General features: G+C 42.8%; 8 protein-coding genes. 2 read left to right on the top strand and 6 right to left on the bottom strand.

All coding sequences use genetic code 11. The features are described from left to right. Positions 1-135 precede the first annotated feature (135 nt). Positions 136-2,289, top strand: a complete 2,154-nt coding sequence (locus ACH0QE_RS02425; RefSeq protein ID WP_415799151.1) for a cell division protein — start codon at positions 136-138, stop codon at positions 2,287-2,289. Between the two features lie 23 nt (positions 2,290-2,312). On the opposite strand, the gene ytxJ is transcribed toward ACH0QE_RS02425, so the two are convergent. From ytxJ to ACH0QE_RS02440, 3 genes are all read right to left on the bottom strand, one after another. Then, on the bottom strand, positions 2,313-2,642 hold the full coding sequence (gene ytxJ, locus ACH0QE_RS02430) for a bacillithiol system redox-active protein YtxJ (RefSeq protein ID WP_415799152.1): 330 nt from the start codon (positions 2,640-2,642) through the stop codon (positions 2,313-2,315). 285 nt (positions 2,643-2,927) lie between these two features. Beyond that, a complete protein-coding gene (locus tag ACH0QE_RS02435) occupies positions 2,928-3,413 on the bottom strand; it encodes a YtxH domain-containing protein (protein ID WP_415799153.1) in 486 nt (161 codons plus the stop codon). 17 nt (positions 3,414-3,430) lie between these two features. Beyond that, positions 3,431-3,910: a DUF948 domain-containing protein gene (locus ACH0QE_RS02440; RefSeq protein ID WP_415799154.1), complete on the bottom strand. Its 480-nt coding sequence runs from the start codon at positions 3,908-3,910 to the stop codon at positions 3,431-3,433. Between the two features lie 295 nt (positions 3,911-4,205). Between ACH0QE_RS02440 and ACH0QE_RS02445 the strand changes: the two genes are divergently transcribed. Further along, on the top strand, positions 4,206-5,321 hold the full coding sequence (locus ACH0QE_RS02445) for an aminopeptidase (protein ID WP_415799155.1): 1,116 nt from the start codon (positions 4,206-4,208) through the stop codon (positions 5,319-5,321). A 56-nt stretch (positions 5,322-5,377) separates the two neighbouring features. Here ACH0QE_RS02445 and murC read toward each other — a convergent pair whose 3' ends face one another. The 3 genes from murC to ACH0QE_RS02460 all read right to left on the bottom strand — a co-directional run bounded on the left by murC (position 5,378) and on the right by ACH0QE_RS02460 (position 11,265). Continuing rightward, a complete protein-coding gene (gene murC / locus ACH0QE_RS02450; protein ID WP_415799156.1) occupies positions 5,378-6,679 on the bottom strand; it encodes a UDP-N-acetylmuramate--L-alanine ligase in 1,302 nt (433 codons plus the stop codon). A gap of 309 nt (positions 6,680-6,988) precedes the next feature. Next, positions 6,989-8,089, bottom strand: coding sequence for a nicotinate phosphoribosyltransferase (locus tag ACH0QE_RS02455; protein ID WP_415799157.1), 1,101 nt, complete (start codon positions 8,087-8,089; stop codon positions 6,989-6,991). Between the two features lie 83 nt (positions 8,090-8,172). Then, complete coding sequence (locus tag ACH0QE_RS02460) at positions 8,173-11,265, bottom strand: DNA translocase FtsK (protein WP_415799158.1); 3,093 nt, start codon at positions 11,263-11,265, stop codon at positions 8,173-8,175. Positions 11,266-11,374: the final 109 nt, after the last annotated feature.

Here is an 11,374-nt window from a genome sequence, read left to right on the forward strand (position 1 = left end):
TAAATCAAGCTGTATAATATGATAAAGGTAATTATATCTGAAAAAATATCGATTGTCACGTAAAAATTCTTTAATAATTAAACGCTTTTAAGTGATAAAGCATCGTATGAGATCTTAAGTTAGAGGGTGCATAAATTGCATGAAAATAATAAACTGTTTGCGTTAGATATAGGAACCAGATCTGTTGTAGGAATCATCCTAGAGGAATCTGACGGACATTATGAAGCAGTCGACATCATTGTCCGCGAACACAAGGAACGGTCGATGCTGGACGGCCAAATTCATGATGTTTTGTCAGTATCCGAAATCATCACTGAAATTAAAGAGGCACTGGAAGTTTCACATGGCCCCTTAACAAAGGTCTGTGTTGCTGCAGCTGGCCGTGCTCTGAAAACTGAACAATCAAAAGCTGTAGTCGATATCGCCGGCAAGCCGATGTTTTCAAAGCAGGACATCCTCCATCTTGAATTAAGTGCAGTCCAGCTGGCCCAAGCTGCCGTTGCTGGTGAAAAAAACATTGAGCATCACTATTATTGTGTCGGATACTCTGTGCTTTATTACCAGCTTGATGGTGAAGAAATAGGAAGCCTGATTGATCAGCGAGGAAATGAAGCATCTGTGGAAATCATAGCGACTTTCCTGCCAAAAGTTGTCGTTGAATCACTGCTATCTGCTTTGGACCGGGCTGGCCTTGAAATGGACGCACTTACTCTCGAACCAATCGCTGCGATCAATGTCTTGATTCCTGCCTCAATGAGAAGATTGAATGTCGCTCTTGTTGATATTGGGGCAGGAACATCCGATATCGCTCTTACTGACTCTGGTACAGTTATTGCCTATGGAATGGTCCCAATAGCGGGGGATGAAATCACTGAAGCTGTAAGTGATGAGTTTTTACTAGACTTTCCTCTTGCTGAAAAAGCAAAGCGGGATCTGCTAGAAAATCAATCAATCTCAATTACAGACATACTTGGCTTTGAAACAGTGATCAGCAAGAATGATGCTGTTGAACGTATCTCCCCTGCAATTGACCGTTTGGCAGAAACAATCGGAGAAGAAATCCTGAGGCTAAACGGCAATAAGTCGCCTAAAGCAGTCATGCTTGTAGGAGGCGGAAGTCTTACACCTGATTTGCCCAGAAGGCTTGCCACAAAGTTAAACCTGCCGGAAAACAGGGTCGCCATCCGTGGACTAGATGCAATCAATTCCGTATCATTTGCAGATCATATAACGAAAGGTCCTGAACTTGTTACGCCAATCGGAATTGCCATTGCAGCGAAGCAATCTCCTGTCCAATATCATACAGTTCATGTGAACGGCCAGCCAGTAAGGCTCTTCGAGGTCAACAAATTGACCGTTGGAGACTGCCTGCTGGCTGCCGGGATTAAAATGAACAAACTTTACGGCAGACCGGGGCTCGCAATGATTGTCAGCCTGAATGGAAAAAATGTGACCATACCCGGTGAGCATGGACAGCAACCCCTATTATTGAAAAACGGATTATCTTGCTCTTTCGATGATCAGGTTGCTGGAGGAGATGAACTCACTGTCCAAAAGGGAGAAGATGGAGTCAGACCAGAGCTAACACTTGGTGACTTAATCGGTGAGCTTCCGTCCAAGACTGTCATCATCAATGGTAAAAGATATGAAGTTAGCGCAGGTTTGACCTGCAATAGCCTTCCTGCTTCGATGTCCCAGCCTGTTGCGGATAGGGACGAGATTGTTTTTGACATGGCTGACACTATCGAAGGCATTCTAAAGGAACTTAAACTGGCTGAACTGCTTAATGACACTCGCCCATTTTTTATAAAGGTTGATGGTGTTGAACACAAAATCACAGAGTTTATGGGAAAAATTTATGTAAACGGCTTGTCAGCAAAAATGCAAAATAAAGTTGACCATCTTGATGATATCCGTTTTGCAAAAGGAACGGAACCTACACTTAGAGGACTGGTAGAAATACTTGGGGTATCTGTTAATGACTCAATGCCGATCTTTTTCAACGGCCAGCAAATCCAGCTGGAACAGAAATTGATTGAATTCACGCGAGGGGGCATTACGCTTGGGTTGGACGAACGCGTACATAGCGGCGACCAGCTATCCACAAAGCAAAAGGATGGACAGCCGTTTATTTTCCAGGACTTATTCAGCTTTGCACAGATTGAAATTCCTAAGGACAGCCGCGGATTCACCCTGTTGAAAAACGGAGAAAAAGCAGCGTTTGACGATCGTCTTGCGCCTGGTGATGAGCTTAATATTATCTTTGAAAGTCCAATAGGCCTAAAGTAAAAAAACATCCACTGGATGTTTTTTTACTTTACATTTTCTTCTTTAGCTCCCGCCAATGATTTTGCGGTGATTTTAAAATGTGAAGCATGCCATGCAACATCTGAATTCACAAATAAAATTGCCTGAGGTGATTCATGTTTAACATGGAACTTTTCAGCAATATGGTTGGATAGATCACGTGAATCCTGGACTGTTAGATAATATAGATTATCGTTGCCGGCGTTTTCGAACTTCGCAAATTCGTCATATCCTGCCGAGCTGATTGGGCAGGTTGTGCTGTGCTTTAGCATGAAGAATGTTTCACCGGAATCGACAAGTGTGTCAAATTGTTCGATTGAATCAATCCTTTTCATCCTACTCTCTCCTTTTTAAGCCTCTTAATCCAAGCTTTTTTTATCAAAGGCTGTTATCGTAAAGATTGTTGTTAAAATCCAAAAACCGATTTTAACGTGATAAAAGCCATTTTGTATGTCGGTACTAAGTTGGCAAGCTCTTTTCTCATAATAAGCGTTAATTTTGGGAAGAAACTTAGGTAATTCAAACCTATTTTGTAGAATAGCAACAAAGTTTGAGAAAAGAGCCTTATAAAAAAATAAACGGTGAAGTTATCTTACCACTTCACCGTTTCATTGACAAACTTACTGATTCAGCTTGTTTTCAGTATCATCGAAAGCTTTTTGCGTTTCTTCAAGCTTCCTTTGGATTTCTTCTCCAGTAGCAGTATGTGTGTTTTCCATTGTGCTTGTCTCTGCCATGGAAGTTGGTACTTCTTGAAGTTCGCCCTCGTCAACATCCGTGTCCTGTGAAGTATTTCCGCTCTTGTTCTTCATGTCCTTCACTTTATTGGCAATCGTAGAAGACTGCTGTGAAACAGTGTCTTTCAAGCCGCTTGCTTTCTCCTTCGCGACAGATGCAAGATCTGCACTCTTGGTCTTAAGAGAAGAAGTTTGCTCATTAAGTGACCCTCTTAACTCTTTTCCTGACTTAGGAGCAAGCAATAGTGCCGCAAGTGCTCCGGCAAGCCCGCCAACAATTGCTCCGGTCACAAAATCCCTGGAATTGTTGCTGTCTGTCTCCCTCATCGATCCGTTTACATCATATTGGCTTTGTTCTCTGTTCATCATTCTATCTCCACCTTTCATTAATACCGAACGCGTTCACGCTGCCTCGTTACCATCTCTTCGCCTTCTAGCTGATGGTCAATCTTGGCTATTTTTTTTGATTGCCACTTATCTCTCAACTCTAGGAATACGTTGCTCCATTGAACAACCTGAGAAATCTTGTCCTTATTTTTGTCAATCTGAAGGTCCACCATTGTTTGGACATTATGAATAGATTGATTGAATCTCTGAACAGAATTTCCTACATCCTTCACAGCATTAACGACACCGTTCAAGCTCTCAGATTTTCTGGAAATATCGTCGGCCAAATTGTTTGTTTTGTGCAGAAGCTCCGTAGTTTCACGAGTCACTCCATCCAACTGCTTCTCCAGGCCATCAAGTGTGCCTGATACACTGTCTAAAGTTGTTTGTAAGGATTTTAGAGTTTTCGATAACGAAACTACCAAAACCAAGAATGCGATTGCTATTACAGCAACACTTAAATACAAAATAATTTCCACTGTTGAACACCTCCGTTAGCATATGTACATTTTACCCCGCAGCCAGCGACGTAAACCACCTTGTCTAATATGTATTTCAATATAAGCATACCCTTTTCCTTCCTGAATAAGAATATCTTTCTATAAATAAAAATTCCAGCAGGAAGTTTCCCCAATCGTCTTCGGCCATTGTAATTGCTTTTAATTTTGACGGATTTAGCCTTACCAAGTTCCTGCAATGAAAAGAGCACAAACTTCGGCGTTTCGGTTACAATATGTTTATGTGCTTTATTTTAAATACATAGGAGTGATCTAATTGAAAGACCCACGGATTCAAACACTGGCAAAAAACCTGATCAATTACTCGGTCAAGCTTCAAAAAGGCGAAAAAGTGCTTATTGAAAACTTCGGTCTCCAGCGTGAGCTTGTTACGGCTCTAGTGAAAGAGGCATATGAAGCTGGCGGATATCCATTTGTATCATTGAAGGACCACCAGGTGGACCGTTCATTGCTTATGGGTGCCCAGCAGGAGCAATTTGACATGATTGCTGAATTTGAAGCAAATGTGATGAGCAAGATGGATGCTTACATTGGCCTTCGTTCTGGAGATAACATCAATGAACACGCTGATGTTCCGGCAGACAAAATGAAGATTCATGGCAATACGGTCGGCAAGAAGGTCCATAGAGATATCCGTGTACCAAAAACAAAGTGGGTTGTTCTTCGCTATCCAAATTCAGCAATGGCCCAGCTGGCAAAAATGAGCACCGAAGCATTCGAAGACTTCTACTTCGACGTCTGCAACCTAGATTATGGAAAAATGGACAAGGCAATGGACAGCCTGGCAGATTTGATGAACCGTACAGATAAAGTAAGGATTACCGGGCCAGGAACTGACCTGACTTTCTCCATTAAAGATATCCCGGCTGTAAAATGTGCTGGTGAGCTGAATATTCCTGATGGCGAAGTTTACACAGCACCTGTTCGTGATTCAGTCAATGGCGTAATCACCTACAATACACCATCTCCTTACCAGGGATTCACTTTTGAAAATGTGAAGCTGACTTTCAAGGATGGAAAAATTGTTGAGGCGACCGCAAATGATTCAGAGCGAATTAACAAGATTTTTGATACAGATGAAGGGGCTCGTTTTATCGGAGAATTCGCAATTGGCGTGAATCCATATATCCTGCATCCAATGCAGGACATTCTATTTGATGAAAAAATCGATGGAAGCTTTCACTTCACACCTGGACAATGCTATGATGATGCATTCAATGGAAACCATTCAAATATCCACTGGGATATGGTCAACATCCAGCGCCCTGAATACGGCGGCGGCGAGATTTATTTCGATGACGTCCTGATTCGAAAAGATGGACGTTTTGTCATTCCTGAACTTGAAGGCTTGAACCCTGAGAACCTTAAATAAGTGAGAGTTGAAGAACATACAAAAGGATGCGGACCAATTGGCCGCATCCTTTTCATTTACACTTGTAACTGATTTTCATAAGCTTGCTGGAACTTCTGGATATCGCCTGCACCCATGAATAGGATGACGCCATTTCCATGCTCCTTCAGACGTGAGGTATCTTCCTCAGTGATGATTTCTGCGTCGTCGATTTTATCTTTTAAATCGGTAATCGATAATTTCCCATGAATCTCACGGGCTGAACCAAAGATTTCGCACAAATAAACCTTGTCTGCCTTATTTAAGCTTTCTGCAAACTCATTCAGGAAAGCTTGAGTCCTGGTAAAGGTATGCGGCTGGAAAACCGCGACGATTTCACGATCAGGATACTTCTGTTTCGCAGCTTCGATTGTTACTTTGATTTCTGTAGGATGGTGAGCGTAGTCATCAATGATCACCTGATCTGCAACCTTCTTTTCAGAAAATCTCCTCTTCACGCCCTCGAACGTTTCAAGCTGAGCCTGAATCACTTTTGATTCGATATTTTCGTAATGGCACAAAGCAATGACAGCAAGCGAGTTCAGTACATTATGGTCTCCATAAGCTGGAATCGAGAATGTGTCATAGAAATTATTCCGGACAAAAACATCGAACGTAGTGCCTTCAGTTGACTTGACGATATTGCGCGCCTGGAAGTCATTTTCTTCGCCAAAACCATAAAAGACAACTGGTACCTTGGCCTGGATTTTTTGCAGCTGCTCATCGTCACCACATGCAAAGATCCCCTTTTTGACTTGCCATGACATCTCCTGGAAAGCGGAGAAAACGTCTTCTATATTGGCAAAGTAATCCGGGTGGTCAAAGTCGATATTCGTCATGATTGCGTAATCAGGGAAGTACGAAAGGAAATGGCGGCGATACTCACATGCTTCGAATACAAAGTATTGAGCATCTTTGTCACCTTTTCCAGTTCCATCGCCAATCAGGAATGATGTAGGCTTGGCGCCCCTCATCACATGCGCAAGCAATCCTGTAGTCGATGTTTTTCCATGAGCCCCAGTAACCGCAACACTTGTAAAGTTTTGCATGAAATCGCCAAGGAATCGATGATATCTGATGATTGGAAGGCCCAGCTTCATTGCCTCCTGAATCTCCTCATGGGTATCCGGATAAGCATTGCCTGCAATAACCGTCATCCCAGGCTGTATATTTTCCTTATTAAACGGAAGGATCTTTATTCCAGATTTCTCAAGGGCCACCTGGGTAAAAAAGTGCTTATCATAATCGGAGCCCTGCACCTGATAATCCATATCATGGAGAACTTGAGCTAACGCACTCATTCCAGACCCCTTTATACCTACAAAATGGTAAATAGTCATATAAAGAACCTCCAACAACGTCTGTATGTAACACAGTATATGACAGATATCCTGAATTGCTCATTTCGCCTATTCGCGTTATAAAACAGAGCAAATTACATGGCGGATAGTATCTGTCTCACATGTATTGAATCATTATAACATCATTACGGTAATTAACACAGTTTCGTTAATGCTGTTTCCATAAGGTGCAGCTATTTTCAAAATGCTGTTCATAAACCTGCAACTAATTGATAGGCAAAGCAAATGGTTAAGACCGTAATGATGGATAAAAGTACATATTCCCTTTATTAGTTGCTTTCAAACTTGTTAAAATTCTACTTTTTCAAGACGGGGATTCGGCCTGTACTTTCTGCCTGACTTCGCCTGATGTTTCCCGTTCAACATGACATTGTCACCAGTAAAACCAATTTTCAATTTTAAAAGGCTGCCGCCTACACCATACATATCGACTGGTACATTTTGCTTTTCAAACTCCATGATCCTTTTTTCACTGAAACCGCCGCTCACGACAATTTTCACATGGTCAAAGCCTTCGTCATCAAGCGCTTTTCTAAGTGCGAAAATTAATTCCGCATTCACGCCGCGAGGATCAAATGTTCCAAGCAAGTGCTGGTTGCGGAGGAAATACTGGTCGATTAGTGTACGGGAAGTATCAACCCTAACGCCCTTCAGCTTTTCCCCAAATTCCCTTGCGACTTTCAATGAGTCAGTAATCGCATCATTATTATAATCAACAAGAGCGATCAAATCATCATTTGGGAAGGTTTCGTGATACGCCCGGGTTGCTGCGACGATATCACCGTTGAACATTTGGATCAATGCATGCGGCATCGTCCCCATCCCATGCTTGCCCCACCATTCATTCATCGCATGTGTCGCCTGGGCAGTAGCGCCTCCTATATAGGCTGCATAACCGTCACCAGCCTGTGTTGTATAATGGTCGTCACGGTCACCCATGAAAATGACCGGCTTTTGCTGTCCTGAATAGCTTGCTGCCTTTACGACATTATAAACATTCGTCGAGACAGAAGTTCTTCTTGCCAGGATGCCGTCAATGATTCCCTCAAGATAACCAAAACTCTGATATGGTCCCGTAATGGTCAGGACTGTTTCAAACGGGGAGATTTTATCTCCATCCTTAAGTGAATGAATCTCTAGCTCCTCAGGACGGTCCGCAAACGTTTTTACCAGGGCGATTACTTCATCAGTCCCACATAGAACTGCTTCGTCCTTCTGGAAAAACTGCATCGTGGTAATATTGTCTTCATGATATTTCTTTACAAGCTCTCGAGTTTTAAGAAAATACACGGCTGAAAACCAGCCATCCCGAATCCTTTCATCAAATTTAAATGTATTATTGGTCAGACGGCTGATTTTACCTTGCATTTTCAATTCGATTTCTTTCATCCAAAAAGCTCCTTCAATAACAACCCAACATCTATAGTCATTTATCCTTATTATAAGTACATGTAAATAAAGAATACCATTTATTAATTGAATGTACTAGTTTCCTGGAGGGCCTCAAGGTCCGCAGCAGTAATCAGGACATCCCTTGGCTTGCTGCCCTTGCCCTCAGAAATGAATCCTTGCTGCTCCATCATTTCAATCAGTCTGGCCGCCCGGTTATAGCCAATTTTAAAACGGCGCTGGACGCTTGAGGTGGAAGCGCCACCCTGGTCGATGACAAATTCACATGCTTCGTAGAAAAGCTCATCTTCTTCTTCCGTCACCTGAGCCTTCTTGAGTAGTTCTTCTTGTTCAAACAAGTATTGTGGAGCCCGCTGCTCCCTGACAAATGCAACAATGTCATCAATCTCATTGTCGGTAACGAAGTTTCCCTGGAGTCGGAATGGTTTTGATGATCCATTTTCCAGGAACAGCATATCCCCGCGACCAAGAAGCTTTTCTGCCCCACTGATATCAATGATCGTCCTGGAATCCACCTGTGAGGAAACAGAGAAGGCAATCCTTGTAGGAACATTCGCTTTAATCAGGCCTGTAATGACATCAACGGATGGACGCTGTGTCGCGATGATCAAATGGATTCCGCAAGCCCGTGCCTTTTGGGCAATCCGGCAAATAGCCTCTTCCACATCGCCTGGAGCCATCATCATCAGATCTGCCAGCTCATCGATCACAATTACGATATATGGGAGCTTATCAGAAAACCTGCGATGCTTCTCGGCAAGTTCATTAAACCTGCCTATATCACGGACACCTGTATGTGCGAACAATTCATAACGTCGCTCCATTTCCTCAACTGCCCATTTCAGCGAGGCAGTCGCTGCTTTTACATCAGTGATGACCGGGCTGACAAGGTGTGGAATTCGGTTATAAGGTGCCAATTCAACCATTTTCGGATCAATCAAAAGCAGCTTCACCTCATCTGGGTGTGCTTTATAAAGCAGGCTGACAAGCATCGTATTGATGCAGACACTCTTTCCAGATCCAGTGGCACCGGCAATCAATCCGTGCGGCATCTTTTTCAGATCAGTGACGATTGGATTTCCGGCAATATCAAGTCCCAGGGCCACTGATAATGGAGATTCAAGATCCATAAAACCTGCAGACTGTAAAATTTCACTTAATAATACCGGCCTGCTCGAATGGTTCGGCACTTCAATCCCGATTGTGTGCTTTCCTGGTATTGGTGCTTCAATTCGGATATCTTTAGCAGCTAAGCTCAACTTTATATCATCTGATAGATTCGTAATCTTATTAACTTTAACGCCCGGTTCCGGCTGTACCTCAAAACGGGTAACCGATGGTCCCTGTGTCACATTGACCACCCTGGCGCCTACATTAAAATTCCTCAACGTCTCATTGAGCATATGCTCCTGCTCTGAAAGCCATTCAGGATCGGGTGCCTTGAAAACAGGCGGGCTCAAAAGATTCAGTGGCGGGAAGTCGTATACTGCTGCTGGCTGGACTTCTGGCTGTACTACCGCTTCTCGATCATTCGTTTGGATTTCTTCCCGTTCGAACTGACGGTTCATTGGTGCAGAAGATGAATTCACCGCAGCCGGTTGGGCTTGTGTTTGCTCTTCACTATTTGAAGGTCCTGTGACCGGACTAATTTCAACCGATAGAGTATCCTGCTGCGTTACAGCACCCGACGCACTTTCTGCTCCTATTAAATTTTCCTGCTGGACAGTTGATGGATATTCCTGCTGGGCAGCTGATGGTTTTTCCTGCTGAACATGCTGAACTTCTGATGAAGTGCCGCCTGCCGACAACTCGTCTTCTAGCATTTGATTTTTCTCGCCACTATCATCTGAAGAAGGTGCATCAACCTCAGGATGAGGTGGGCGTTCACTTGTCTTTCTTCCTTCAGTCATAAAAGAAGGATATTTTGATGTGTTCCGCTCCTCCCATTTCCTCTTGTCCTGCTTAAGCATGAGAACATTGAATGGAAGCTGTCTTTTTGGTTCTGCCGGCTTTTCCTCTATAGTTGGGTCAGGGTCAGGAGTGTGTTCCGGCTCTGCTTCCTCAAAAGATTTCTCCGTTTTCGTGTTTTGTACCTCAGCATTATCGACAGGCTGAACAGTTAGTTCTTCCTGGTGTTGTTCATAGCCGTTTGCTTCATACTCTTCCTGGCTTTTTTGAGAATCTGGCAAGTTATGATGAGAGGCTAAGGCTTTTGTCTCTTCAGATCTGTTTTGAGAAACAACCGCTTCAGTCTCTACAGCATCCTGCTCAAGCTCTGCATCAGTTATCGATTCATTTTGAGAAACAAATTCTAGTTCAGTGTCGCTATTGAGAATTATATCTAGCGCCTCTGTTTCCAACTCTGATTGTTCTACCTGTTCATCGACTTCAGCTACCTTAAAAACCTGTGTGTCCGCAAGATCATCTTCTATGTATATATCTTGCATTACTATCTCTTCATGAACTTTTGTTGAATCAGCAACTTCCTTTAAATCCATAGCTTGCGACAAGATATTAATGTCATTATGCTTTATTTGTTCAACTGCACTGCTCTGAACCTTTTCAAAACCAGCCAGTTCATATTCAACATCCTCCAGGTCCGTTTGGGTCTTACTTTTCCTGGGAGGTCTGTTAAAAGCATAAATTGGGGATGGAATTTCGGTTGGTTTAAAAGGCTGCCGAAATTTTGGTCCGCTGTCTTTCCGAGTTTCATAATGGAACTTCGGTGCAGGTTCTACAGCTTTTTTAGGCTTGTATGGTTCAATTGGTTCTCTCGCAGTATCACGTCTGACAGTGCTACGGGCATCCGCGGCTGGATCACGGCGTTGGTTGTGGAAGGAATCACTTTCAGATTGCCGTTCATTCTTAATCCTCAGTGTACCTTGCTCTTTAATGAACGGCTTAATCTCAACATCCTGGATGACCCTCTCAGGATGCCCTTTTCTCGGCTTGGATTTTTCAGGAGCTGCCTCCTCATCCGGAATCAATGGAAAACGGAACTGACCTTTTGGATATTGGTATAATACCTTTGCTTCTATATCCCTTTTTTCATTCTGCTCTTTTTTTAATGGCTTTGAAACAGGTTGATCTTGTTCAATATCATTAATTTCATCATCATTTTGGAACACTGTAAAAATCTTTTTAATCCAACTCAATATAAATCACTCTTTCTTTCGCATTTCATTATTATTTTAACAGTAAATCAATATTTTTCGAGATAAAATGAAAGAATGAGCATTTTTTACGAGAAGAAATCTTCAATAA

The organism is Mesobacillus sp. (genome assembly GCF_047739415.1).
In the GTDB taxonomy this organism is placed as follows: domain Bacteria; phylum Bacillota; class Bacilli; order Bacillales; family Cytobacillaceae; genus Mesobacillus.

Excerpts from the sequence above, each read along its gene's own strand:
- ytxJ (WP_415799152.1), bottom strand. The coding sequence starts at position 2,642 with ATGAAAAGGATTGATTCAATCGAACAATTTGACACACTTGTCGATTCC.
- ACH0QE_RS02435 (WP_415799153.1), bottom strand. The coding sequence starts at position 3,413 with ATGATGAACAGAGAACAAAGCCAATATGATGTAAACGGATCGATGAGG.
- murC (WP_415799156.1), bottom strand. The coding sequence starts at position 6,679 with ATGACTATTTACCATTTTGTAGGTATAAAGGGGTCTGGAATGAGTGCG.
- ACH0QE_RS02455 (WP_415799157.1), bottom strand. The coding sequence starts at position 8,089 with ATGAAAGAAATCGAATTGAAAATGCAAGGTAAAATCAGCCGTCTGACC.